Source organism: Nostoc sp., from assembly GCF_036917435.1.
Taxonomy (GTDB): Bacteria; Cyanobacteriota; Cyanobacteriia; order Cyanobacteriales; family Nostocaceae; genus Nostoc.
In genome coordinates this window covers 186,065-210,492 of sequence record NZ_JBALDM010000022.1, presented here as the reverse complement: position 1 = coordinate 210,492, position 24,428 = coordinate 186,065, and the positions used below count along the sequence as shown (strand labels likewise).

Here is a 24,428-nt window from a genome sequence, read left to right as displayed (position 1 = left end):
ATCTGCTGGTTGCATTGAATTAACTTATTTTACTTAATTACTAACTTCTTGAACACTCATCAATAATAGTCAAAATTGTTTTAGCATTAGATATATTGTACAACTGACTTTTCATATTATCTAGAAAGGAAAAGAGCAAAATCGCAAAGGGGTTGCCAAGTTTACCTATTTTGTGGAATATTTGGGGTAGGTTGGTAAGTTGAATTGTATCTCAGTTGACTAATCACGAAGAATGTACCAAGAGTTAAGGCTATAGATATAACTGCGATCGCTAAAGAGTTAGTTTTCCAAAAGCTTAGTTTTCCTTCTGTATAAGCCGTATTAGCTATATTTACTTCGCGTCTAGCCTCTTCCAAAATTGATTGGAGAGCATTTATCTGCTCATCTTCTAGTTCTGTATATCTATCTTGTCTAAAAGCATTTTCTAGAATTTTTACTTTTTCCTCAGAAGATACTTGAGCTAGTTCTCTCCTGACAACTTCATAGGGATTAGTTTGTTTTACAGGTTGTGAGGATGGAGTTTGTGAGTTTGGTTGAAAATGTTGTTGAGAAAATTTCTCCAATTTTTCATGCTTGACGGGTTGTGAGGATTGATTTGGCAGAATTGGTGGTTGAATCGGAGTATCTTGTTGAATCTCTTTTTTAGTAAAACTGTATACGTTATTTTGCGTTACAGGTTTTGATGATTTGTTTTGAGGTGTTCGTGGTTGAGTTGGGATACGCTGATTATTACCTATTTCATTTGTCTTCAATGACCATTTATACTCACTATCTTGGACAACCATATTCTTTAAGGAAGAATATAGATAATGGTTGACTTCCCGTTTTTCAACTCCCAGCATATCAGCAATTTTTACTGCTCTTATGGGAGTGCCACGTTTTAAGATTTCAACAATTTTAGATTCAAGACTATCCATAATTAGTCACCAATTTTAACTTTATAGAATAAAGTCAGACTGTACCTTCTGCAAAACTGTCGATAATCTTTAGCATTGTTTTGTCACCTAAGCCTTTGATCCGATCTACGACATTGCTAAAAGATTTGAATTTACTATTGTCACGCTCACTGATTATTTTTTCAATTATTTTAATATTGATACCAACCCGTTTCAACTTAGAGGTAAGCTCAGATACACCCAAGTTATTAAGTGCCTCCAATGGTTCCATTGGTTTTGGAATTCGGTTTTCAATTTCCTTCAGTCTGTCATTAATATTTTTAATTTCAAGCCTAAACTCTGTCTGGAATTCAAGAGTGCGGTTTTCAAAACGTGATTCAAGGTTTGTGATGCGAGACTCTGTGTTGCTAGACCGTGATTCCATATTTATTAAGCGGGATTCAATACCATCTGTGCTAACAGGTACATTGTCGGGAATAAAAGCTTTTTGTTGTCTAAATAATTGAACTTGCTTAGTTAAAGTCTCCTCATTTTCAGACTCAATAATAAATACTCCGATCATTTCTCCTTTGCGAATATCTATTTCTTTAGCTCTAGCGGCAGCATAATACTCAAAGTCTCCATCTACTACTTCAAAAGATTGCAAACTTGTTCTTTTTACTACAATAGGGTTAATAACACCTTCGGATTCTAAAATTAACTGAGCAGCTTGTTCTAGCTCATCATCTGCAAAATTTGAACGAGGCTTACTGGAGGTAATTTTCTTGACAGCAACAAGTGAAGTGGATAGTTTCATTAATCTAACCCTATTTTTTGTAAAACTTCTATTGCTAGTAACTCAAATTCTTGAGCGGCAATTGAATCTGGCTTAAAATCAAGCACAGATATGGGATCAGCTATCTCCATATCTCCTATAATCAGAGATTTTTCAGCACATTTCGCTAGATCATCTCTATCATAAATTACTGTATCCATTACTTCAAGATTATACCGTTTTGTAATTGCTTCTAGTCTTTTAGGTAAAGTATGTTTGACAAATTGATTATTAGTAGATATCTTACAAGCAAGGACACCTAAAGTTTCAATAGGAGGTTTTCTTATTTGTTTTCTAAATGTATTAATACCTTTTATGAACTCTTTAACGTTTGTTAATCCCTGGTTTGCAAAAGGTTTTAGATCCGATGGAATAATAAGATAATCAGAGGTAATCAAAGCAATTCTCGCATAAAGATTTAGTGATGGAGGAGTATCTATAAGGACAACATCATATTTATCTTTTACATGTTCTAACTTATCTATAAGTACCAGTCTACTACCCTCAAGAGCATTTAAATCAGTTTCATTTCTCATCAAATTTATGTGTGCAGGAACAACATCAATCTCAGGATTACAGAAATTAGATTTTCTGGCTACTTCCGAAATAGGATAAAGTTCTTCAGATTGCAATACTTGAAGAAGATTAGAATCCTTGATATCATCAAATTCTTCATCATCAAATTTAACTAGCCCTGTGGCAAATGTAGTGTTAGCTTGACTATCAAAATCAATTACTAAAACTCTTTTACCCTTCTTACTAATAGCAGCCGCTAGATTAACTACGGTGGTTGTCTTCCCTACGCCGCCCTTATTGTGGTAAACTGCAATTATTTTCATTGAATGTTGCCCCTTTGTTTCAAAATTTAAATTATTTTCTCTTTTAACTTCTGGTTTATCTACTAACTTTCCTTCTTTCAGACTCTCTCTACCAATTAAACTTTTAATATTTTCTAGTTTCGTCTCAACTTCCTTCCCAGAACATTGAAACATTAACTGAATGTCAGTCTGTAATTTTTGATAAATTCTAATCTCTTTCCCATTAGTCAGCAATCCATACCTAACATGCAAGCTGGTTAAATAATGCCTGAGTCGAGGCACATGATTATTTAAGTTTTGTTTGGGATGCTTTGCCTCCATGACGACACTCAACGGCGAATTGGCATCTAAGACAAAGGGAAGTACCTGTGCGGCAAATGCTAAGAAATCTAAGCGGATGCTACCAACGGCAACCTCTTGATGCCAGGTGTCAGGAGTATAACCTAGCTGAGGTAGCAAATATTGCACTATGAGTTTGCTTTCAACTTCGCTTTCATTACGGCATAGCTCAGGATTAAAAGGCAATATTTTTCTACCTCTAAATAATTATTGGACTTAGGACAAAACCTCATATTTGCTAGATTATGCCATAACATTAATCATTTTGAGTGATAGAAATCACTTAAAAAATATAAATGAGCGGCAAAAATTAGTACTTTTGCTGATAAAGTGAGCAATTTTGAGAGCTAGCCATACTCAAAATTAACAAGCTACGTATGTATTTCCCCATTATCCTTGTAAATGGCTAGAATCAAAGTGTTTACCTATTTGCGCTAAAGGTTTTGGCTACTGTATCTTGTCCCCACTGCCATCAACTCGTTGATAGTCAAGCTATTAATTGTCCCTATTGCCGGACAACACTCAAAGCTTACGGCCATCCCGGTATTCCATTGCACCGCGCCACTGGGGATGGGTATCTGTGCGACACCTGCACCTATCACGCTGATGATACTTGCAATTTTCCTCAGCGTCCTTACGCCAAAGACTGTACCCTCTACCAAAATATTGAAGAGACAAAGTTAGATTTACAACAGCAGCATTACACTAACAGTTTTGCTGCTGTTGTAAAAACTTGGGTAAAACGCAATCAGGCTTTGCTGTTGCTATTAGGTTTATTATTAGTCTGTTTTTTGTTCGTGATATTAAGACCTTGATTTGTTTCCAGTGGGGAGTCGGCAATAGGGGAATAGGGGAGATGAGGGAGACAGGGGGAAATTATTTAACAAGTTTCTTGCCCCATGCCCAATGTGCCCAATGCCCAATGCCCCATGCCCCATGCCCAATTCTTCAACCTGTAGTGATTTTGGATGCTTCTGCAATAGCTTCAACTTGTATTGGTGGGGCTTTTTCCTCAAAGGCGGTTAAATCAAACCAAAAAGTTGTCCCAATGCTGACTTCACTCACGAGATGGACTTTACTATGATGTCTGTCGATAATATTTCTGACAATCGATAATCCTAAACCAGTGCCTTCTAGGGTGTGAACTCGGTTTTCTACACGAAAGAAGCGCTCAAAAATTGAGTGCTGATCCTCTGTGGCGATGCCTATTCCAGTATCGGAGATTTCAATCCGCACTGGAGAAGATTGGCTGTGATTGGGCTTAAAATCTAGTTGGTAGGCGCGGATTGCCACTTTACCACCGGCTTTGGTGAATTTGAGGGCATTACCAATCAGGTTGCCAAACACTTGTACTAACAAATCGTAATTACCCATTACTAAGGGCAAATTAGGATCAATTTCCTGAAGAAGTTCAACACCTTTATCTTTTGCATTGAGTTGGTAAGTACGCAATGTTTGCTCGATCGCTTGGGCTAAATCTACCCCATCAAAGTTATACTGGCGGCCAGATTCGAGTTTTGACAAATCTAAAACATCATTAACTAGGCGGGTTAGGCGATCGGTTTCATGGTTGACTGTTTGCAGAAACTCTTGCCGTTCTTGTAAAGCTAAGTCTTCGCCGTAGTCGTGCAGGGTTTCAATATAAGTTTTGATGTTAAATAGAGGTGTTCGCAGTTCGTGAGAAACGTTGCTGATAAATTGGCTTTTTGCATCGTTTAATTCCACCTCACGGGTTATATCTTGGACAGTAATCGCAATGCCTTTGATGCTTTCTCTTTGCACGTTGAGTACTGTAGTTAAGAGAATGCGGATCGTCCGTGGGGTGGGTTGGTTAATAAAAATTCGGAATTCGGCACTTTCACATTCACCTGCTGCCATTTCGTACAAAGGGCCAGTGATTTCCATTTGTACTGATGGTGGTAAGTGATGCAAGACATTGCAGCCTACCACATCAGTAGTTTCCCAGCCAAAAATTCGCCGCGCTGTGGGGTTGACTAATATTACCTGCATGTTGTTGTCAATTAACACAGCACCATCTGCGATCGTGGAAACTAGGGTTTCTAGCTTGGCTTTTTCTGCGGTCAGTTCTTCAATATTCTGTTCTTCATAGCGCTCTAATCGCTCTGCCATTTCATTAAAGCTTAAAATTAACTCCCCCAGTTCGCCTCCTAAAGGTAAATTAATGCGCTGTTTGAAATTCCCGGTAGTAATTTCCTTTACTCCCACTAGGAGTTCTTTTATTGGCTTAGTGATGGTTAAGGCGTTAATCACTCCTGCCAAAATCACCATTACCCAAATGGTGATAAAAACGGCAATGGTGACATCGCGGGTAAAATTAGTGGAAATGATCGCAGTCTGATTGGGATTGATGCCGATCGCTAATACACCCAAGTATTTTTGATTAACGATTAAAGGAATGAATACATCGGTAACTGCCCCATCTGGGGTCATGTGTTGCCGCACCATTGGCTTTTCGCTATCACCAGGGTAATCTTCTGGTAGTTGTATTCGCCGTTTAATGGTAAGGGAGTTTTCTACCTCAGCTTCCCAAAAAGGTATGCCAAAAAAGATTTCCCCATTTTCATCAGCGTAGAGCATGTAACGCACGCTAGAGGTGCTGCTGTAGAAGCGTTGAGAAAATTGGGCAACCTCTGTGAGATTATTGTCAGCAACTAGGGGAGCAACATTGGCAGCAAGTAGCAGCCCCAAATCACGCCCGAAGCGGGTGTCATTCATCCGCGCATCCTGCTGAATCGTATTCACAGCCCAGAAGGTCAGACCACTCATCACCAATGAAACCACTAATGTGGCTACAGCCAGTAGTTTGGTCTGGAGTGTGAACTCAGACCACCAACTTGCGATCGCATCTCGAATTGTTTTAAACAGACTTAGCATCTTAAATAAAGTTGTTAGTAGTCTTTGTTATAAAGCCCAACAACTTAAAAATTAACAGTTAATCCGACAAATATGTTAGGGGAATGGGGAATGGGCATTGGGCATTGGGCATTGGGTATTCCCTCACATTCAGCACTCCTAACTCCTAACTCCTAACTTTATGACCGATATCTCTCCGGTAGTATATGCCCTCAAACTGAATATATTTGATTCCAGCGTAGGCTTGAGCGATCGCTTGCTCAAAATTTTCTCCGATTCCAGTTACATTTAATACTCGACCCCCGTCTGTCACTATTTGTTGTTGCTGGTTCAATTTCGTACCGGCATGAAATACAGTTGCTCCTGTCGCCTCTGCGTTGTCAATGCCAGTAATCACCTGACCTTTCTCATAAACTCCTGGATAACCACCTGAAGCTGCAACCACAGTGGCAGATGCTCCCCCTTTCCAAGCAATGGGCGGCAATTCACTTAATCGCTGTTGTACACAAGCTAGAATCAATTCTTCTAGGGGTGTTTCTAATAATGGCAAAATTACCTGAGTTTCTGGATCGCCAAAGCGACAGTTAAATTCCAAAACCTTCAAGTCGCCATTGGGTGCAATCATTAACCCAGCATAGAGTACACCTCGGTAGTCAATGCCTTTTGCTCGTAAGGTTGCGATCGCTCTTTCTAAGACTTCTGTTTGAATACGTGCCATCAACTCTGGCGTAGCGATGGGTGCTGGGCTGTATGCTCCCATCCCACCAGTATTTTCGCCCGTATCGCCATCACCAATGCGCTTATGGTCTTGGGCTGGCAGCAAAGGTCGAATTGTTAACCCATCGGTTAACGCTAAAACTGATACCTCTTGCCCAATTAAACATTCTTCAATAACGACAAATTCACCAGCACTGCCAAATTGCCCCTCAAAAATTGCATCAACGGCACTTTCTGCCTGTGCAACAGTTTCAGCCACTGTTACACCCTTACCAGCCGCCAAACCATCAGCTTTAACGACAATTGGCGCTCCCGTAGCTCTTACATAAGATTTTGCTGCTGCTGCCTCCGTAAATACCGCAGCCTGCGCCGTCGGAATTCCTGCTTCTTGCATCAGGGCTTTTGCCCAAGCTTTACTCGCTTCAATTTGCGCTCCGGCTCTGACTGGCCCAAATACCATCAATCCTTTGTCTTGGAGGTAATCTGTGATTCCCTTTGCCAAAGGGACTTCTGGCCCAACTATTACCAGGGTGATACCATTTTCGAGAGCATATTGGCTCATACCCTCAAAATCATCTACTGCTAGGGGCAAGTTCTGGCAACGTTCCATACTTGCTGTCCCTCCATTCCCTGGTACACAGACAACTTGCTCGATTTGCTTAGATTGCAACAGTTTCCATGCCAGAGCGTGTTCGCGCCCTCCATTACCTACGACTAAAACTTTCACTGATTTCCTCGTGCGTCCCTTGCGAAACGAGAATTCCCTATTCGGCTCTCGCGGATCAATTTTTTCACCAATTATCACACTTGTGCAAGCCCCCTCATCACTAGAAAAGGCAGGGGGAGGGCAGAAAGGATTATCTATATCGGTTTTATGGCGTTTCTTAAGCTGTCGCGCATTTAATTTGCACAACTATGCCTACCCCACAAGAGATTCATTTTTTTGAGGATGCAAATTAAAAGATTTTTAGCTTAATCACATGAGTTACATCATAGCCCCCTCCCCGCAAGCGAGGAGGGGGTTGGGGGTGGGGAACTTGAGTACCTCACTCAACTGAGAACCGCTATAAGCCCATCCTGTTGCTAGAATTTAAGCTGCTCATATTCTTAAGATTCAATTTTGTCAACTAGTAGATTTATTAACAGCAACAACTAAATAAATATACTAACATTACTTAAATCTTAAGTATATCTATTTAAGTAATGCTGATGTTTAAAACAGTACAATAATTGATTAAAAATCAAGCTGAAGTAATGACGATCGTTGATTATAAGTACTAACCTGTGAATATAGAAATTTATGAAAGTATCAAAAAATAGGCAACATGGCTAAAATTATCGTTACTGGATCTGCTGGCTTTATTGGTTCTCAGCTTGTAGACATATTGCTACAGCAAGGAGAAGAAGTGATCGGGATTGATGAATTCAATGATTACTACGATCCGATGTTAAAGCATAAAAATATTGCACATTTACATTCTTCACCTGGCTTTACATTAATCGAAGCAGATATGCAATTTTTAGATTGGCAGGAACTCTTAAAAGATGTTGATGTAGTTTACCATCAAGCAGCACAAGCGGGTGTCAGAGCTAGTTGGGGTAAAGCTTTTCGAGGTTATACAGAAAGAAATATTAATGCTACACAAGTTTTGCTAGAAGCAGCCAAAGATGCTAAAAACCTGAAAAGATTAGTGTTTGCTTCTTCATCAAGTGTATATGGTGATGCAGAAACATTACCCACTCACGAGGGAATTTGCCCTCAACCTGTTTCTCCTTACGGTATTACTAAGCTAGCGGCTGAAACTTTGTGCAGACTGTATCATAAAAACTTTGGTGTGCCATCTGTATCATTGCGATATTTCACAGTTTATGGCCCTAAACAACGCCCAGATATGGCATTTCATAAATTTTTTAAATCGATTTTGCAGGATGAGGCAATTCCGATTTACGGCGATGGACAGCAAACGCGGGAGTTTACGTTTGTTGGTGATGTCATTGCTGCCAATTTAGCTGCCGCCAGCGCACCTGAAGCAGTAGGAGAAATCTTTAATATCGGTGGTGGTAGCAGAGTGGTTTTAGCAGAAGTCTTAGATACGATTGAAGAAATCGTTGGGAAACCAATCAAAAGAAACCACATAGAAAAAGCGATGGGAGATGCCCGCCACACTGCTGCTGATGTGTCTAAAGCGCAAAAAATTCTCGGATATGAGGCAAAAGTCTCTTTAAGAGAGGGTTTGACACAAGAATGGCAGTGGATTAAGTCGTTGTATTAATTTGGTTATTTTCCTTTGTATTGAATGAGGCGGGATAGGGGACAGGCCGCACTAGTAACGCACTATTATCGAGGGTTTGGTGCGTTACTAACTCCGTTCTAACACAACGCCAGTTGCTACACGGGTTCACGAGTCGCCTAGTTTGGGAAACCCTCCTACAGCGCTGGATTCACCGCAACGTACTGGCTCCCCGACAATAACTAATTTTGTTCAAAAATAAAATAGTAATCTTATAGTTGAAATATTGTTAACCTTTATGCTTAAAATTGCACAAGAGGTTTGTTTAGCATCTACCGACAGCTAAAGTTAACCCTTTGCAGGACTCTCATAAGCAATGCTGACTGAAATTTTACCTTTCCGCTTTGAGTTAAATACGATCGCGATCGCCGGAGCGAGTTTGTGGTCATTGGCGCTATATCTAGGTTTTTCCTCAGTTAATGAATGGGTAATCGAACAACTCAACCGTTGGTTTAACTTTGCCGAGCGATCGCTTTATACTAGTCAGACAGAGTTTGAAAGGACTCGTAAAGCGAGAGAATCCCAAAACGCTTTCTATGCTTCTCTGTTCAGCATCGCACCTTTTTTGGTAGTTGGGGCTTTATGTAACTGGGGGGTAGAACTCACTTTAGGGCCTAGTTGGGGAATCAGCTTAGGTATACTTGCGTGTATTAGTTGTGGCATTTTTGAACTAGGACGACGCAATGGCGAATCTTCGGATTAAGTGCTGGATGATTAGAAGTTTAGCAAGATTTTCGAGAAGCTTTTTTAAGGGTGGCTTGATATCATAATATCTATTCTTGTCCTCCATAGCTTTTCAGTAGCCTAATCATTTCTTGAAAATTGATTGATTTTGCATAAGCAAGAGGAGTTTTGCCATTACGATCTTTAGCATTTATATTTGCACCCTTAGATATCAAAAATTCAGATGTTTCTAAAATATCTTTTAAATAAATACGTGCCTTACCTTCTTTAGTATTAATTTGTGCTTTATAGTGTAATGCAGTTAAACCTTTATCGTTTGTTGCATTAATATTTGCGCCTTTTGCAATTAGAAGTGCAGCCATATCTTTTTTATATGCAAAATCAAGTGGTCTTAAGCCCTCATCACTCACATTGTTAACATCTGCGTTCATGGAAATTAGTAATTCGACGTATACTTTACAACCAAATCCAATTGCTGTATGCAATAAAGGAAATGGCGAACCCCAAGCACCTGGGGCATATTTAGGTATCGGCTCATTAATCATCTGAGGATATTTTTGAACATCTTTAAATAAAGACTCTATTATTTCCTTCTCTCGACATGTTTCTCTTCTTAGAGGAGTAATTAATATTAATACCTTTTCTTCTTTGATAATTTCTTTTTTTGTAGCTTGCTGTTTTGCATAACTTAAATTCTTACTATATTCAGCAATTTTTTTCTGAGCAATCGCATAATTTTCGTTATTATCTGGTACAGTTCTCATCAAATTTATTGCTTCTTGCCATTTACTATAAACTAAATTCCAATCATCTTTAGATACAGATGATTGACTTATAGTAGTAGCGCTAGTAGCTGTATCTAGTGCATCTTGAAAAGTATTTTTAGGCGATTCTGATGAAATTTTAGAATTATTTAGAGGCGGAGATGATTCAGCGTTTGGCGAGGGAATGGGTGATTGTAATGTTAATTGCACTTTTTCTGGTGATGAACACCCAGCTAAAAGAGTTACCAATAAAATACTTTTATAAGCGGGTACTACAAAAAATCGCATAAAGATAATTGTATTTAAAGTATATATTGTTACTTTCTATAATTCCCAACCTAAAGCGTAAAACAACACGGCTAAACCTTTTTGATTGGTTTACCAGAGTCAGGGCTGAGTAATGAGTGCTGAGTAATGAGTAACGAGTAACGAGTAACAAGAATACTCAGTACTTTTGCACTCGGTAAATGCCCCGCCCCTTGTGGACGGTTTTTGAACTCAGCACGGACTAAACGCCCCGCTACCGCTAACAGCACTCTTAACTCAGCACTCTTCATCATCCATCGTGACGTGTTTGTTACTTATAAAGGCAGTTTGGGCTATATTTTGGCTTAATTTTTGTCTGAGTCCCACTATTCAAAATTCAAATTAAATTCTGCCGATCTGTTCCTACTTCCTAATCTCCTCACCAACAATCTGTGCTATCTTTTGGGCTGCACCGCTTTCACCGCGAGTATTTCGGAGTTTAGCGCGGATATCGTCCAATTTTTCTGGATGCGCCAAAAAGTCTAAAACCATTTCCCCGATTTGTTGCGGTTGGACTTCACCCATAATTTCTGGCACTATCTCTTCTTGTGCCCAGATATTTGGCCATGCTAATAAACCTTTGCGTCTCACAAATGTTAGAAATAGCCAATTGATTGTGTTGGCAAATGCTGTACCTATACCTGGCAGATTTGCCAACAACCCAGGTAAACCATCCCAAGAACGCATGGCATCAAGTTGCTGCGTTGGTAGTAAAACAATCATTGGTACTGCTAAAGCACCGAGTTCGGCGGTGTTTGCCCCCACTGTAGTCAAGCAGATACAGCACTGAGATAATAAATGATATGCAGGGTTTTCTTGGGACAATTCCACAGTTAAACCCGTTGCTGTTTTGAGTAATGCTTTATCTGTAGTGTCCTCTGGAAGAATTAATTCAGCACCACTGAAGCCAAAAATTTCAGCAATAGAGTTACTTTGAGGATCGGCAAAACTAGCTAAGGTTTGTAAATCCAAAGTTGGGGCTACAGGAATCACAAATTTAGTTTGTGGTCTTTTTGCGTGAACGTATTCAGCGATCGCTAAAGATAATGGCACTCCTTGGGCTAACTTTGCCGCTTTTGATCCAGGGAGTAAGCCAATCAATTCAGTTTTGAGTGATGGAGTGATAGCTGAAGGGGAATTTGAATCTAGGCTTTCTGATGCTTCTAGCATCAAATCACCTACAACGGTGAATTTGTGAGCATATTTCTGGGGAACATGGGCAGCAACTTTGGGTTTCATAACACCAAAGCGATCGATCAAACTATGCCAACGGGCTGACCATTCGGCGTAAACTACTGTGCGATATCCCAGCTTTCTGCCTATGACTACAGGGAAAATTTGATCGCCACCGAGAAAAACAACTACACCGCGATCGCACCAATCCCAATTTTCAAAAGTTTTACCCCAGAGTAAAAATTGCCAAAAATGCTCTGCACCTTGTACTCTATCTACTTCTGGATAAGAAAGTGCGATCGCAGCTTCTTTACCACTAGCATTTGAGCAAGGTGATAAAATTACACTGATCCTGACTTGATTTCGGTCATCGCCCAATTTTTGCCGCAATGCCCTTACTATTGGGCGTACCCAGGTTGTTACCTCTCCGGGGCCATTTGATAGGATGAGAATATCTACTTGAGTCATTAGTTAATGGTCAAGAGTTAGGGGTCATTAGTCAAGAGGTAAATATTACTTAATTCGTTCCTAATTTTTAGAGGCACGACATTACTGATATAATTGCAGACTATGTTTGATAACATCTGTAAGTTTCTCGCAGAGTCATTTTCAGCCGACTTTGCAACATGGCTACTCGGTGAACCAATTACACTTACCGAACTTAGTCCGTCTGAATTATCCCTCGAACCCATCCGCGCCGATGCACTAATTTTATTGCAGTCCGATGAACTTGTTCTCCATCTTGAATTGCAAACGGTGCCCAAAGCTGATATTCCCTTTCGCATGAGTGATTATCGTTTGCGGGTGTATCGAAAATTTCCCCATAAACGAATGCGTCAGGTAGTTATTTATCTCAAACCAAGCGATTCTGAGCTAGTCTATCAAACAGAATTTGTTTTAGAAAATAGCCTACACCGATTTGAAGTAATTCGACTTTGGGAACAACCAACCGAAGTATTTTTCAATTCTCCAGGTTTGCTACCGTTTGCAGCTTTAAGTCAAACCGAAGATCAAACGCGAACTTTAGAAGAAGCTGCCCAAATTATTGAAGCAATAAACGATACCCGAATCCGCAGTAGTGTTGCTGCGTCAACAGCAGTATTAGCTGGGTTAGTATTAAATAAAGACGTAATTAAAAGAATTTTGCGGAGTGATATTATGCGCGAATCTGTGATTTATCAAGATATTCTGGAAGAAGGGCTTGCACAAGGTATTGAACAAGGTATTGAACAAGGTATTGAACAAAAAACTCAAGAGATTGCAGTAAATATGCTCAACGAAGGAGTGGCGATCGCATTAATTGTCCGTGTTACTGGTTTAACTATTGAGCAAGTTCAGCAATTGCAAGCTAAAACGGACAATAATCAAGCTCATTAAGAAGTAAAAAGTAAAAAGTAAAAAGTAAAAAGTAAAAAAATAATCCCCATAAATAAATTTAGCGAAAAGAACTGTCAAGCGGGTCTCCCACCGTAGGAAACTTTTCAAGACAGGGGCTTCAAACCACTGCTCTTTTTCTTTATGAGTGCCTTTTTACTTTTTACTTTTGCCTTGTTCGGTGACATCATCCACAAATTTCTGATTTGATTAAGATATTTTGCAAGAAGGGCTTAAACAGGGGATTGAAGAAAAAGTTCAAGAAGTTGCAGTAAATATGCTCAATTCAGGAATTGCGATCGCTCTTGTTGCTTCCATAGGCTTCCTGGGCTCAGGCTTCTGTACTTAAGTACTGCTTTTATTCTTTTGGGTATATCACTTTGGGTAGTTAAAACTTATAGCCAGCATAGCTAAGATTTATAAAGTGCTTAAAAACTATCTGAATATGTAGAATGCCAACTGCTTTAATTACTGGTGCTTCTAGTGGTATTGGTAAAGCTTTTGCTCAAGAACTAGCTGCACGCAAAACCAATCTTGTACTCGTAGCTCGTTCGGAAGAGAAACTAAGCCAATTAGCTAAAGAACTACAAGACAAACACAAAATTCAAGTAGACGTTATAATCAAAGACCTCACAGAATCAAATGCAGCTAATGCTGTATTTGAAGCCACTAAAACAAAGGAATTAAGCATTGACTTATTAATCAATAATGCTGGTTCTGGATACTATGGCGACTTTGCTGAAGGGGATGGAGAAAGACAAATTAAAATCGTACAATTAAATATTTTAGCATTGGTAGATTTAACCCATAAATTTCTACCATTGATGCGGCAACGTCGCTCTGGAAGTATTATTAACGTATCCTCTATTACGGCATTTCAACCGATACCATACCTTTCTGTTTATGCTGCTAGTAAAGCTTTTATTCTCAGTTTTAGTGAAGCGCTATGGGCAGAAAACCGTCAATATGGTGTCCGTATTTTAGTCACTTGTCCAGGGCCAATAGAAACAAACTTTTTTGCAGAAGCTAATTTTCCTCCAGCGCTGGCGAGTAGTACAGATAAAGTGTACTCTTGTGAAAAAGTTGTTTGGGAGTGTTTAGACGCTTTGGAAAAAGGCTATCCAACTGTTATTAGTTCTGATACTACCACTCAAGTGAGAAGCAAATTATCTCGCCTTGTACCACGAAAAATTCTGTTGAATATGTTAGCAAAACACTTTAAAGTCTAAAGATGTAGTTAGGAGAGACGCGATTCATCGCGTCTGTACAAGAGTAGGGGTAGAGACGCGATGAATCGCGTCTGATAAATTTAAGATTCTTAACTCCTAACTTAATTACGCTCCAATCTCGTCGCTAATAGTGTATACAAGTAAGTGGGTCAAATTAAATATAAAACCTCACTCTGCCTCCGGCTTCCCTCTCCTTACTGAGGAGAGGAATTGAGGGTGAGGTTTGATCTTATATTTAATTACGCCTACCTACTTAAAAGCTATACAGTAAGTATTGATTTTGTGTTATCTGAAGGTTTTCTCAACTTAAACAAACCATTTGACTGGACTTCCCACGACTGCGTAGCGCGGGTGCGAAAATTATTGCGCCTCAAACGTGTGGGACATGCAGGAACTTTAGATCCAGCTGCTACAGGGGTTTTACCAATCGCCCTTGGTAAAGCCACAAGATTATTACAATATCTGCCAGAGAACAAAGCTTACATTGCCACTATTCGGCTGGGTGTGCGTACTACAACCGATGATTTGCAAGGTGAAATCATTACTTCCCAACCTTGTGCTGGATTGAGTTTGGCAGAAGTGAAAACTGCATTAGCACAATTTGAAGGCAAAATTGAGCAAATACCACCTATTTACAGTGCAATTCAAGTAGATGGTAAACGTCTCTACGATTTAGCACGCCAAGGGAAAACGGTGGAAGTTCCAGTGCGAACAGTGGAAGTTTTTCGGATAGATATTTTGAACTGGAGAGAAGGGGATTTTCCTGAATTGGATGTGGCGATCGCTTGTGGTAGTGGTACATATATTAGAGCGATCGCTCGTGACTTAGGTGCAAGCTTAGAAACTGGTGGCACTCTTGCAGCTTTAATCCGTACCGAAAGTAGTGGTTTCGATTTAACCAATAGTCTCACCTTGACTGATTTAGAAGCACAACTACAAGCCGGAACATTTCAACCCGTTTGTCCAGATGCAGCTTTACAACATTTATCATCTGTTACTTTACCAGCAACATCTGCTCAAAAGTGGTGTCAAGGTCAGCGAATTTCTCTAACTTTTGATGTTCCTCAAATAGTGCGAGTTTATGATGAAGAAACTCGCTTTTTAGGTATTGGACAATTAGAAGATGAAGTGTTGATCCCTCTAATGGTTTTTGAACCAATTTCTTAATATCGTGTTGAATTGAAACTTGAAATTCTAATACTTTATCTAAAAAAGTTTCTAAACTTGAGCATTCACTAAACCTGAGTTCGACAAGTCATGAGCGATCGCCATCCTAGCACTGCTGCACGTCTCAATGTTTACATCCAAGGTCAAGGATTCCCCATTCTGGGCTTACACGGTCATCCTGGTAGTGGTCGTAGTCTTTCTGTCTTCACCAATCATTTATCAAAACGCTATCAAACGATTGCCCCTGATTTACGCGGATATGGCAAAAGTCGCTGGAATGGCAATTTTGATATGAATGACCATTTAACTGATTTAGAAGCGCTGCTAGACCGCTTAAATATTGAAAAGTGCCTAGTATTGGGATGGTCACTTGGGGGCATTCTGGCAATGGAACTGGCATTGCGTTTACCAGAGCGCATTACTGGGATGATTTTGGTGGCGACAGCCGCAAAACCTCGTGGTAGCCATCCGACCATAACTTGGCAGGATAATTTATACACTGGCGTTGCTGGCTTATTAAATTATATAAAACCGAGTTGGCAATGGAATATTGAAACTTTTGGCAAGCGATCGCTTTTCCGCTACTTAGTTCAACAACATACATCCACAACTTACAACTATATCGCCAAAGAAGCAGTACCAGCTTATCTACAAACCTCTCCTGCTGCTACTCGCGCCCTTTATAGTGCCATTCAATCGGGATACAATCGGGTTTCAGACCTACCACAAATCCAATGTCCTAGCTTGGTACTTGCTGGCGAACAAGATCGCCATATCACATCTGATTCCAGCTTACAAACTGCTCAAAACCTCCAAAATTCTCAGTGGCACTGCTATTCAAACACCGCCCATCTTTTCCCTTGGGAAGTCCCCCAGCAGGTGCTGAATGACATTGACCATTGGCTCGAAGTTCATCCACAGGTAATTCGTAATTCGTAATTTAAAATCGGGTTAAGTAACTGGGTCAAATTAAATATCAAAATTCACCCTGCCTCCGGATTCCCTCTCCTTACTAAGTAGAGGGATTGAGTGTGAGGTTTGATCTTATATTTAATTACGCTTACCTACTTAGATTAAAAAACAAACATCTATTGGTCAACTACTCATGGTTGGAATCTAAATACCCATCCATAACGTAATTACTAATTGTTAATAGTTCAAGGGCTTTTAACTTTTAACCAGATAATTCGTAATTCCAACTCGAAATTACGAATTATCTTGCTTTTCGCCTAACTTAAATCTGACCGCCAAAGGCAGGCTGTACTTTGCGGTCAAATCTTTCCCCCAGGTCTTCACCAATTGTTAAGGTATTAGGTTTACAACGTTTGACACTCACAGCAATTCCCGTAGCTCCTTCGACTTCCAAATCTTCTATGTATCCAATGCTTGACAATTTTGCATCAGAAGAACTCAGAAATGGCCCAAAGTAGTAAGTACACCGGGGATTTTGAGTCACAATCTCTACCCACCAAGCGAAGCCGATGGAGTTGAATGTGTTAATCAACACTTCCTTGAGGTTATGCCAAAGGGTTTTCATGATTTTAGCCGATTTATAAACGTCTACAGGGTGTTAAACGATATGGTGCTTTATTATCTTTTACATTTCTTTATACTCTGTTACTGTTATTTTTTCAAAGAAATTTTTTGTAACTTATCTAAATAATGCGTATTTTGCGATCGCTGGCGATAAACTTCATAAAGCGCCATCCCTGCTGCTACGGAGGCATTCAGGCTGGGAGTCTTACCTTGTAGAGGAATCGATACCAAAAAATCACATGAACGTTGCGTCAACATACCCAGACCTTCGCCTTCTGAGCCGATTACCAAAACGATTGGGCCTTTGAAGTTTACAGTATGCAAGGGTTCGCTTCCACTTGCAGCAGTGCCATAAATCCAAAAGCCGGCTTCTTTTAATTCTTCTAAAGCGCGGCCGAGGTTGACAACTCTAGATACAGCAAAGTTTTCTAATGCACCTGCTGACACTTTCATCACAGTAGAAGTTATCCCAGATGCCCTTCTTTGTGGAATTACCAATCCTTGAGCGCCTATTGCTTCGGCGGTGCGAATTATTGCTCCTAAGTTCTGGGGATCAGTAATTCCGTCAGCAACTACAATAACGGGATCGGTTACAGATTTAGATTGTTCAATAAGGTCGGGCAATTCGATATAGCCGTAGGGAGCAGTTTGTGCTGCCACACCTTGATGATTAGCCCCATTGGTGAGATAGTCTAAGCGCTTGGGTTCAACCTCATCAATAACTGTGCCATTTTCCTTAGCTTGCAGGAGAAAATGGTGAAAGCTGGGATCGTAGCGCAGACGGGTAGTAATCCAGATGCGGTTGAGGTTGCGCTGTTTTTGCAACGCAGTCAATACTGGATGGCGACCGTAGATGAGATCGTTATCTTCTTCTGTGGGTTGTGCTGTGGGTTGTGTAGATACAGGCGACTGGGAGAAGTTGGTATTTCGTTGTCGGAAATTGCCAGAAATGTGGTTACTATCGAATTTCCGGGGATTGCGAGTCGGATTTTCACTAGAAATAGGATTGGTATCGAATTTCCGGGGATTGCGCGTGGGATTCTCAGTAGAAATAGGATTACTATCGAATTTCCGGGGATTGCGCGTGGGATTTGCCGCAGAAATCGGGTTGCTATCTATTTTCCGGGGATTGCGCGTCGGATTTTCAGCCGAAATAGGATTGATATCGAATTTCCGGGGATTGCGAGTGGGGTTACTAACAACACGCTTACCCTTAATTTTTATTGGTTTCCCACGCTTGGGTTCGCCAGTAGTAGAAGTGTTGATGATTTTTCTCGGTTTATTCTGCATTTGATTTATGGATATAACTTATGGTTGAACATACCGATTACCGTAATTTCTGGAACCTAATCTACTGCTGTACCTAATTGTTGTGAAATTGAGTCTTCACTCTTTTTCTACATGAAGCATTTGCAACAGTTCGGTTAGACGCTGGTAATCGGTGAGATATAAGTAGCCTATTAGAGTTTCTAGACTAGTTGCCTGTTGATAAATTTCGGGATTAAGTCGCTTAGGGCGGCCTGTAGCGGCATTTCTACCCCGTCGGACAATTTCTAATTCGGTGTCCCTCAGATGAGGAGTTAGCGATCGCAAATGTAGCGCTTGTGTTTCTGCCCTTACCTGCTCCACTACCAGACTATGGTAAATTCCTGACCGCTGCAATGGCAGCAGATAGAACATTCTAACATACAACTCATAAATTGCATCCCCCAAATATGCTAAAGCAGTAGGAGAAATTTGTTGCACTTGTGAGAGGGAAATCTGTTGGAATGGCCCTGTGGTTGCCAAGAGTGCTTGAGTCCAAGATAAACCCTGCTTAGGAGTTTCATCTTGTCCATCTAATAACTCTTCCTCCTGTGACTTCACAAATAAATCATTCCTTGACGGGCTAGATTTGGCAGGCATTCTTCGCAAAGACTGATTTTTAGGAAGTATGCCATGATAGTATACTTAGCATAATCAATACTATCAAAATTACTTCCTAATTTCATCTTTTTGATTGAGAGTTAGTATTGAAAATCACCCTGATGTTAACGCCCATGAACTGAGTTTTGCCTACTTCTGATTGTAGTCTGTGTCTAATATCGGGTAGAACTTGAACATCAAATTAACCCTGTTAAGCGATCGCATTGTCATACTTACTTAGTAAGCGACAATTTTCAATTATATAGGATCAAGTCGAGTTTATATATACAAATATGTTAACTTTGTATTTTTTATAACTTTTTCAGACTTGATTATTTATCCGATGTTCTAGCCAAAAATTATGTACCCAACGATTGGGTGTCTAGATATCTAGTTATTTGCTCAACTTTAAACATAATTATAGCTGAACTGGCTTTTTGCCTCTCCCGCAAGAAGAGAGGTAAAAAACCAGAAGTTTTAAAAATTAAGCTACCCGATGTTGAATCTGGATAGCCAAATTTATTTCTCGGTTCCAGCAATCAAAACTACTTGACGTTTTCTAGAGCTTCTTCAACTGATTTTTGCAGGGAGAGAAACTTCTCTAGACGAACAAGCTTGACCGTTTGAGTTACGCGGGCATTCGTGACAATTTGCAAAGTACCCTCAGCAGTTTGAGCCTGCTTGGCCAGCTGCACCAGAGCGCCCAAGCCAGAGCTATCAATAAAGTCGATTTGTGAGAGATCCAAAATAATGTGCTTAGGGCCCTCTTCAATCTTACTGCCAAGCACTTTGCGAAATGTAGGCTCAGAAAAGGCATCTAACAAACCTGTGAGGCGGAATAGCTGGCAGTTATCCCGGACTTCACGAGTACCCCTCAGGCTAACGGTTAGATTCAGTGGCTCAGCAATAATTCCCTCCTCATGAGTTAAAGTGAACGCTCAAGTATAGATGGTTTTTGAGCAAGTTGTCTACAATCTTTTGGGATAGGGCATTGGGCATTGGGCATTGGGCATTGGGCATGGATTGTTCTCCTTGTCCCCCTTACCTCCATGCCCCATTCCCCATTCCCCATGCCCCATTCCTCATTTTTATTTCACCTCGGCTGTCGCGGCTTGACGTGCTGTTCGCATAGCTTGAACAAATTGCTCAAACAGGTAATCAGCATCGTGTGGGCCAGGGCTGGCTTCTGGGTGATACTGTACAGAGAATACAGGTAGAGATTTGTGACGTACCCCGGCAATGGTGCGATCGTTTAAATTCAAGTGGCTGATTTCCACAACTGCCGTAGGTAAAGAATCTGGATCAATAGCAAAACTATGGTTTTGGCTAGTAATTTCTACCCGTTGTTGTAAACCCGCAGGCTGATTTAAACCACGATGACCAAATTTTAGTTTATAGGTTTCTGCCCCTAATGCATGACCTAAGATTTGATGCCCCATACAAATACCAAAGATAGGCTTTTGACTCAACAAAAGCGCTTTAGCAGTTGCAATCCCTCCAGTGACGGCAGCAGGGTCGCCTGGCCCATTAGAAAGAAACACACCATCTGGATTGTAATTGAGGATTTCTTCTGGTGGCGTATCAGCAGGCACAACAATTACCCGACAGCCGTAACTTACTAAGCGTCGCAAAATATTGCGTTTTATGCCAAAGTCAAGAGCAACAACAGTAAAGGCTTCCCCAGGATTTTCCGCAGCCTCAGAGTTAAATTCCCAAGCTGGAATTGTGGGATCTGACCATTCATAAGCCGTTGATGTGGTGACTTCGCTAACCAGATTCAATCCCGCCATGTTGGGAGCGGCTTGTACCTGTTCTAGCAATTCCGCTTCATCGAGAATGGTTGTGGAAATACCACCGTTCATGGCTCCAAACATCCGAATTTTGCGGGTGAGGGCGCGGGTATCAATGCCGTAGATCCCTGGTACTTGGTTTTGTTTGAGGTAATCTGGTAAGGATTGTGTCGATCGCCAGTTACTTGGACTGTGACAAATATTCCGCGCGATCGCACCCCGCACTTTGGGGCCATCTGATTCCTCATCTTCAAGATTAATCCCAGTATTGCCTAATTCAGGATAGGTAAAAATGACAATCTGACCGCAGTAACTAGGGTCAGTCAGGACTTCTTGATATCCGGTCATGCCAGTGTTAAACACCACTTCTCCGATCGCGGTTCCCGTAGCACCGAAAGACCAACCGCGATAAGTGGTTCCATCTGCCAAGACAAGTAAAGCAGGTATTGCGTCAGTCAGGGGCATAGTAAATTGGGGATTGGGGATTGGGGATTGGGAATTGGGGATTGGGAATTGGGGATTGGGCTAGTACTAAACTCTTCCCCATTAGCTATTCCCCATTGCCCATTCCCGATTCCCTAATACTGCGATTGTTAATTATCCCATGAGTTGGGCAATTGGGATTTTTTTAGATAGTTAATTAAAATTAAATTGGGAATTTAAAGTGGCGGGAGTGGATTTGGCAAAGCTAGGGCGGTTAAAATTAATTATGCTTCAGTCTTTTTTATCCCGTGCAACCCTAATTTTTGTATCAAGCGCTCTAGCGGTTTTGTGTGTTGCCTGTAGTGAAGACAAACGGAACACTGTGACTGGTGGCAATGAGCAACCCGCGCCAATTGGGGATTTGGCATCAGTAGAACCTGCCGTCAAACCACCAACACCAGCAGTTACTCCAGAAGTACAGCCGCTAGAGCCGTCTGAAAGCGAACCAAGTCTTTTTGAACAAGGATTAGACAAAGCAGTTGGCGCTTGGAGTATCAGCCGTTCTGCTCAATCTCCAGGTGATTGGATTTTGGTGGCGAATCAGTACCAAGATGCGATCGCGCTGATGGAAAGAGTCCGGCGACAAAGCCCGGAATTTGCGATCGCTCAAACCAAAATCACTGAATATCGTCGCCAAATTAAATACGCCCAACAACAAGCTGCTCCTCACCCTGTACGTCTTGCCGAACGGAAGAGGATAGTAGTTGTGGTTCCTCAAACAGCAATTACACCAAAGTATACCTCGCCTTCACAAGAAACCAAACCGTTACCAATAGAGCCAGGTTTACCTTCATCAGCAGTGGTGATTCCAGATCAGCAAGTGTTTACAGCCCCAATTAAAAGGCGACTTGGTGGAACGCCAATTGTGGAAGTCACTTTCAATGGCCAACAACAATTTGACATGATTGTGGATACGGGAGCTAGTGGCACTGTCATTACCCAAGAGATGGCCAATGCTTTGGGAATTGTGGCAGTGGGGAGAGCTAAGGCCAACACCGCTAGTTCTAGGGCTGTAGAATTTCCTGTGGGCTATGTTAATTCGATGGCAGTTGGTGGGGTAATAGTAAATAAAGTACCAGTAGCGATCGCAGGTGCGGATCTAGAAACTGGACTTTTAGGACATGACTTTTTTGGTAACTACGATGTCACCATTAAACGGAATGTAGTAGAGTTTCGGCCGCAATTGCGATCGCAAATCAATCCCCCAGAAACTCAACTAACTGCTCCAACTTCGTCCAAGCAGCCCCGCTTTGTAGGATATCCTTAGCGATTTTAATCCCTTGGGCGTGATCCAGTAGTGCGATGGCGTACCCGCCCGCCGCAGGCATCGTACCTGCTACTTGCAGCGCCAACGAAGCATTTAATGCTACTACATCTTGTTGCGCTTGAGTTCCCTTACCTTGGAGTACCGCCTTAAGAATCACCGCATTCTCTTTGACATCGCCACCCCGAAGCATACCTATGGGAGCAGGTGTTAGATCCAAATCGAGGGGATTAATGGTAGTTACCTGCACTTCTCCAGCTGATAAAACTGCTAAGTCAGTTTCGTCTCCTAACCCAGCCTCATCAAGTTTTTCTCGTCCATGTAAAACAATCGCCTTTTCCTTGCCCAAATTGTTTAATGCTTGGGCAACAGTCGCCAAAAGTTTGGGAGTAAATAACCCCACAACTTGCCCAGTTGGACGCAAAGGATTTACTAACGGCCCCAGCAAATTAAACACAGTTCTTACCCTGAGAGTCCGCCGCAATTGGGCAACAGCCTTAAGTGCTGGATGCCAACCAGGTGCAAACAAGAAAGTGATCCCCACCTCTTGTAATGCGGCTTGCACCTTGTCACTGGATGCGCTTAAATTTACACCCAAGGCTTCCAATACATCTGCGCTCCCCGTGAGACTTGACGCTGAACGATTGCCGTGTTTGGCGACGAGTACGCCAGATGCAGCAGCAACAAAAGCAACGGCTGTAGAAATATTAAAGGTTGATGAACCATCTCCACCCGTGCCACAGGTATCTATTACAGTGCTAAGTGGTAAGTGATGAGTGCTGAGTGGGGATGATTGAGATTGTAATACTTCAGCCATACCAGTCAACTCATCGGCAGAAATGCCTCTGAAGTTCAGTGCTGTTAAAATAGCCCCTGATAATTCTGGGGGAATCGCTTCACTAAGCCAACCTTGCATCAATTCAGCAGCTTGACTACGGGATAAGGATTGGCCATCTATTAATTGTTGCAGCAGCATATACCAGCTAGCAGAGGCTTCTTGAGCAGAGATTGGAAAAGTTGTCATAGCTAAGGTTTGTAGTTTGGTAGGGTGTAGCTAGGTTGAAGGGTATGGGAGCTATCCTACCGGAAAATTGACCGCTATTAAAATTAGGTTGAAATATCAAGGCTCAACTGCAAAGCTGGATTAACAAGCTTCTGATTTTTTGCTTTTTTATCCAAATAAAGTGGTTCTTGGTAGTTAGTAATGAATAGCTCTTTTCCTTTCGCTGCACCATTCTGCTTATAGTTATTCATGCCATACTGCAATTCCCACGCTGAGATATTAGCCCATTGGAAATTTTCTCGAATGTGCGGTGAGTCGTCGTAGGTAATTAGCCAGCGATGATGGCATTGTTGCAAAACTTCAGCAAATATCTGATGCTCAAAAGAGGTGTGCAAGTCACCATTTTTACCATATAGCTTTGATTTTGTAGCACTAAAGTATGGTGGATCTAAAAATAAAAATACATTTTCCCCTGCTGATTTTAATAGGTGGCTGTAATCGAGATTAGTAATTTGCACATTTTCTGATAAAACACCTTCTAGTTTTTCTAATCGTCCTATCGAAGAATCAGTAAATCTTTTATGAAAAGCTTCTTGGGAAAAGCCACCTGATTCTACAGTTCCTGAAAAAGTAATTCTATTAAGGACGAAAAAACGAACTGCTCTTTCTAAATCAGATAAATTATTTACATCTGCGCTAGTTAATTCTAAAAACAATAATTTCCCATCTGTATATTTGACTTTAATATGCCGAATTTCTTTAACTAACTGAGCTAAATCAGATTGAGCAAACTTCCAAAATAAGAATAGTTCGCGGTTTAAATCGTTAATCCAAATTTTGATATCAGGAAACTTTTGTTTTAAATAAATGAATACAGAACCACCACCCACAAAAGGCTCTCGAAATTCTGAAAAGCTCTCTGGCAAGTATTCAGCTATTTGATTTATTGCTTTTGACTTACCACCAGGATATCGTAAAGGACTTTTGAGCATAATTTAGGA

General features: G+C 41.0%; 25 protein-coding genes. 9 read left to right on the top strand and 16 right to left on the bottom strand.

Annotated elements, in window-relative coordinates:
* Positions 1-161 precede the first annotated feature (161 nt).
* Genes V7K98_RS09505 through V7K98_RS09495 form a run of 3 tightly spaced genes read right to left on the bottom strand, consistent with a single transcriptional unit; the run spans position 162 to position 3,053 of the window.
* Positions 162-917, bottom strand: a complete 756-nt coding sequence (locus V7K98_RS09505; RefSeq protein ID WP_335021048.1) for a hypothetical protein — start codon at positions 915-917, stop codon at positions 162-164.
* Between the two features lie 34 nt (positions 918-951).
* A complete protein-coding gene (locus V7K98_RS09500; protein ID WP_335021046.1) occupies positions 952-1,692 on the bottom strand; it encodes a ParB N-terminal domain-containing protein in 741 nt (246 codons plus the stop codon).
* The gene (locus tag V7K98_RS09495; RefSeq protein ID WP_335021044.1) at positions 1,692-3,053 is read right to left on the bottom strand and encodes an AAA family ATPase; all 1,362 of its coding nucleotides are present in this window, start codon (positions 3,051-3,053) and stop codon (positions 1,692-1,694) included. The genes V7K98_RS09500 and V7K98_RS09495 overlap by 1 nt, the downstream gene beginning before the upstream one ends.
* 257 nt (positions 3,054-3,310) lie before the next feature.
* Here V7K98_RS09495 and V7K98_RS09490 point away from each other — a divergent pair, with 257 nt between their 5' ends.
* On the top strand, positions 3,311-3,682 hold the full coding sequence (locus tag V7K98_RS09490) for a zinc ribbon domain-containing protein (protein ID WP_335021042.1): 372 nt from the start codon (positions 3,311-3,313) through the stop codon (positions 3,680-3,682).
* A gap of 133 nt (positions 3,683-3,815) precedes the next feature.
* Here V7K98_RS09490 and nblS read toward each other — a convergent pair whose 3' ends face one another.
* Positions 3,816-5,762: a two-component system sensor histidine kinase NblS gene (nblS, locus tag V7K98_RS09485; protein ID WP_335021040.1), complete on the bottom strand. Its 1,947-nt coding sequence runs from the start codon at positions 5,760-5,762 to the stop codon at positions 3,816-3,818.
* Between the two features lie 145 nt (positions 5,763-5,907).
* Positions 5,908-7,185: a phosphoribosylamine--glycine ligase gene (gene purD, locus V7K98_RS09480; RefSeq protein WP_335021038.1), complete on the bottom strand. Its 1,278-nt coding sequence runs from the start codon at positions 7,183-7,185 to the stop codon at positions 5,908-5,910.
* Positions 7,186-7,783: 598 nt separating this feature from the next.
* Between purD and V7K98_RS09475 the strand changes: the two genes are divergently transcribed.
* Together V7K98_RS09475 and V7K98_RS09470 are read left to right on the top strand one after the other, a co-directional pair.
* Positions 7,784-8,731, top strand: a complete 948-nt coding sequence (locus V7K98_RS09475; RefSeq protein WP_335021036.1) for an NAD-dependent epimerase/dehydratase family protein — start codon at positions 7,784-7,786, stop codon at positions 8,729-8,731.
* A gap of 334 nt (positions 8,732-9,065) precedes the next feature.
* Positions 9,066-9,452 carry a hypothetical protein gene (locus tag V7K98_RS09470; protein ID WP_335021034.1) on the top strand — a complete coding sequence of 129 codons (387 nt, stop codon included), beginning with the start codon at positions 9,066-9,068 and terminating at the stop codon, positions 9,450-9,452.
* Positions 9,453-9,522: 70 nt separating this feature from the next.
* Here V7K98_RS09470 and V7K98_RS09465 read toward each other — a convergent pair whose 3' ends face one another.
* From V7K98_RS09465 to V7K98_RS09455, 3 genes are all read right to left on the bottom strand, one after another.
* Positions 9,523-10,485: an ankyrin repeat domain-containing protein gene (locus tag V7K98_RS09465; RefSeq protein ID WP_335021032.1), complete on the bottom strand. Its 963-nt coding sequence runs from the start codon at positions 10,483-10,485 to the stop codon at positions 9,523-9,525.
* 71 nt (positions 10,486-10,556) lie between these two features.
* A complete protein-coding gene (locus V7K98_RS09460) occupies positions 10,557-10,757 on the bottom strand; it encodes a hypothetical protein (RefSeq protein ID WP_335021030.1) in 201 nt (66 codons plus the stop codon).
* 109 nt (positions 10,758-10,866) lie between these two features.
* Positions 10,867-12,144: a lipid-A-disaccharide synthase gene (locus tag V7K98_RS09455; protein WP_335021028.1), complete on the bottom strand. Its 1,278-nt coding sequence runs from the start codon at positions 12,142-12,144 to the stop codon at positions 10,867-10,869.
* Positions 12,145-12,246: 102 nt separating this feature from the next.
* On the opposite strand from V7K98_RS09455, the gene V7K98_RS09450 reads away from it, so the two are divergent.
* From V7K98_RS09450 to V7K98_RS09430, 5 genes are all read left to right on the top strand, one after another.
* Complete coding sequence (locus V7K98_RS09450) at positions 12,247-13,053, top strand: Rpn family recombination-promoting nuclease/putative transposase (RefSeq protein ID WP_335021026.1); 807 nt, start codon at positions 12,247-12,249, stop codon at positions 13,051-13,053.
* A 217-nt stretch (positions 13,054-13,270) separates the two neighbouring features.
* Complete coding sequence (locus tag V7K98_RS09445) at positions 13,271-13,399, top strand: hypothetical protein (RefSeq protein WP_335021024.1); 129 nt, start codon at positions 13,271-13,273, stop codon at positions 13,397-13,399.
* A 103-nt stretch (positions 13,400-13,502) separates the two neighbouring features.
* Positions 13,503-14,279: an SDR family NAD(P)-dependent oxidoreductase gene (locus tag V7K98_RS09440; protein ID WP_335021022.1), complete on the top strand. Its 777-nt coding sequence runs from the start codon at positions 13,503-13,505 to the stop codon at positions 14,277-14,279.
* Between the two features lie 282 nt (positions 14,280-14,561).
* Positions 14,562-15,446: a tRNA pseudouridine(55) synthase TruB gene (gene truB / locus V7K98_RS09435; protein ID WP_335021097.1), complete on the top strand. Its 885-nt coding sequence runs from the start codon at positions 14,562-14,564 to the stop codon at positions 15,444-15,446.
* A gap of 90 nt (positions 15,447-15,536) precedes the next feature.
* Positions 15,537-16,385, top strand: coding sequence for an alpha/beta fold hydrolase (locus V7K98_RS09430; protein ID WP_335021020.1), 849 nt, complete (start codon positions 15,537-15,539; stop codon positions 16,383-16,385).
* Between the two features lie 295 nt (positions 16,386-16,680).
* On the opposite strand, the gene V7K98_RS09425 is transcribed toward V7K98_RS09430, so the two are convergent.
* The 6 genes from V7K98_RS09425 to carA form a co-directional block, all read right to left on the bottom strand.
* Positions 16,681-16,983, bottom strand: a complete 303-nt coding sequence (locus V7K98_RS09425) for a DUF1816 domain-containing protein (protein ID WP_335021018.1) — start codon at positions 16,981-16,983, stop codon at positions 16,681-16,683.
* A gap of 86 nt (positions 16,984-17,069) precedes the next feature.
* Positions 17,070-18,272, bottom strand: coding sequence for a 23S rRNA (guanosine(2251)-2'-O)-methyltransferase RlmB (gene rlmB / locus V7K98_RS09420; RefSeq protein ID WP_335021016.1), 1,203 nt, complete (start codon positions 18,270-18,272; stop codon positions 17,070-17,072).
* 96 nt (positions 18,273-18,368) lie between these two features.
* Positions 18,369-18,848 (bottom strand): Mini-ribonuclease 3, encoded by a 480-nt coding sequence (locus V7K98_RS09415; protein ID WP_335021014.1) that lies wholly within the window; start codon positions 18,846-18,848, stop codon positions 18,369-18,371.
* A gap of 584 nt (positions 18,849-19,432) precedes the next feature.
* Positions 19,433-19,798, bottom strand: coding sequence for an STAS domain-containing protein (locus V7K98_RS09410; RefSeq protein WP_083782327.1), 366 nt, complete (start codon positions 19,796-19,798; stop codon positions 19,433-19,435).
* Positions 19,799-19,812: 14 nt separating this feature from the next.
* Positions 19,813-19,959 carry a hypothetical protein gene (locus V7K98_RS09405; RefSeq protein ID WP_335021012.1) on the bottom strand — a complete coding sequence of 49 codons (147 nt, stop codon included), beginning with the start codon at positions 19,957-19,959 and terminating at the stop codon, positions 19,813-19,815.
* A gap of 16 nt (positions 19,960-19,975) precedes the next feature.
* Positions 19,976-21,142, bottom strand: coding sequence for a glutamine-hydrolyzing carbamoyl-phosphate synthase small subunit (gene carA, locus V7K98_RS09400; protein WP_335021011.1), 1,167 nt, complete (start codon positions 21,140-21,142; stop codon positions 19,976-19,978).
* A gap of 244 nt (positions 21,143-21,386) precedes the next feature.
* Here carA and V7K98_RS09395 point away from each other — a divergent pair, with 244 nt between their 5' ends.
* A complete protein-coding gene (locus tag V7K98_RS09395; protein WP_335021009.1) occupies positions 21,387-22,427 on the top strand; it encodes a retropepsin-like aspartic protease family protein in 1,041 nt (346 codons plus the stop codon).
* On the opposite strand, the gene trpD is transcribed toward V7K98_RS09395, so the two are convergent.
* Together trpD and V7K98_RS09385 are read right to left on the bottom strand one after the other, a co-directional pair.
* A complete protein-coding gene (gene trpD / locus V7K98_RS09390; RefSeq protein WP_335021007.1) occupies positions 22,357-23,448 on the bottom strand; it encodes an anthranilate phosphoribosyltransferase in 1,092 nt (363 codons plus the stop codon). The genes V7K98_RS09395 and trpD overlap by 71 nt on opposite strands.
* An 83-nt stretch (positions 23,449-23,531) precedes the next feature.
* Positions 23,532-24,419 carry a DNA adenine methylase gene (locus V7K98_RS09385; RefSeq protein ID WP_335021005.1) on the bottom strand — a complete coding sequence of 296 codons (888 nt, stop codon included), beginning with the start codon at positions 24,417-24,419 and terminating at the stop codon, positions 23,532-23,534.
* Positions 24,420-24,428 lie beyond the last annotated feature (9 nt).

Bases quoted from the DNA above. Each gene is read 5' to 3' on its own strand.
- V7K98_RS09430 (WP_335021020.1), top strand. From the start codon at position 15,537: ATGAGCGATCGCCATCCTAGCACTGCTGCACGTCTCAATGTTTACATC.
- rlmB (WP_335021016.1), bottom strand. From the start codon at position 18,272: ATGCAGAATAAACCGAGAAAAATCATCAACACTTCTACTACTGGCGAA.
- V7K98_RS09500 (WP_335021046.1), bottom strand. From the start codon at position 1,692: ATGAAACTATCCACTTCACTTGTTGCTGTCAAGAAAATTACCTCCAGT.
- V7K98_RS09385 (WP_335021005.1), bottom strand. From the start codon at position 24,419: ATGCTCAAAAGTCCTTTACGATATCCTGGTGGTAAGTCAAAAGCAATA.
- nblS (WP_335021040.1), bottom strand. From the start codon at position 5,762: ATGCTAAGTCTGTTTAAAACAATTCGAGATGCGATCGCAAGTTGGTGG.
- V7K98_RS09440 (WP_335021022.1), top strand. From the start codon at position 13,503: ATGCCAACTGCTTTAATTACTGGTGCTTCTAGTGGTATTGGTAAAGCT.
- V7K98_RS09405 (WP_335021012.1), bottom strand. From the start codon at position 19,959: ATGGGGAATGGGGAATGGGGCATGGAGGTAAGGGGGACAAGGAGAACA.
- trpD (WP_335021007.1), bottom strand. From the start codon at position 23,448: ATGACAACTTTTCCAATCTCTGCTCAAGAAGCCTCTGCTAGCTGGTAT.
- V7K98_RS09470 (WP_335021034.1), top strand. From the start codon at position 9,066: ATGCTGACTGAAATTTTACCTTTCCGCTTTGAGTTAAATACGATCGCG.
- V7K98_RS09505 (WP_335021048.1), bottom strand. From the start codon at position 917: ATGGATAGTCTTGAATCTAAAATTGTTGAAATCTTAAAACGTGGCACT.
- V7K98_RS09455 (WP_335021028.1), bottom strand. From the start codon at position 12,144: ATGACTCAAGTAGATATTCTCATCCTATCAAATGGCCCCGGAGAGGTA.
- V7K98_RS09460 (WP_335021030.1), bottom strand. From the start codon at position 10,757: ATGATGAAGAGTGCTGAGTTAAGAGTGCTGTTAGCGGTAGCGGGGCGT.
- V7K98_RS09450 (WP_335021026.1), top strand. From the start codon at position 12,247: ATGTTTGATAACATCTGTAAGTTTCTCGCAGAGTCATTTTCAGCCGAC.
- V7K98_RS09425 (WP_335021018.1), bottom strand. From the start codon at position 16,983: ATGAAAACCCTTTGGCATAACCTCAAGGAAGTGTTGATTAACACATTC.
- V7K98_RS09395 (WP_335021009.1), top strand. From the start codon at position 21,387: ATGCTTCAGTCTTTTTTATCCCGTGCAACCCTAATTTTTGTATCAAGC.
- carA (WP_335021011.1), bottom strand. From the start codon at position 21,142: ATGCCCCTGACTGACGCAATACCTGCTTTACTTGTCTTGGCAGATGGA.
- V7K98_RS09475 (WP_335021036.1), top strand. From the start codon at position 7,784: ATGGCTAAAATTATCGTTACTGGATCTGCTGGCTTTATTGGTTCTCAG.
- V7K98_RS09465 (WP_335021032.1), bottom strand. From the start codon at position 10,485: ATGCGATTTTTTGTAGTACCCGCTTATAAAAGTATTTTATTGGTAACT.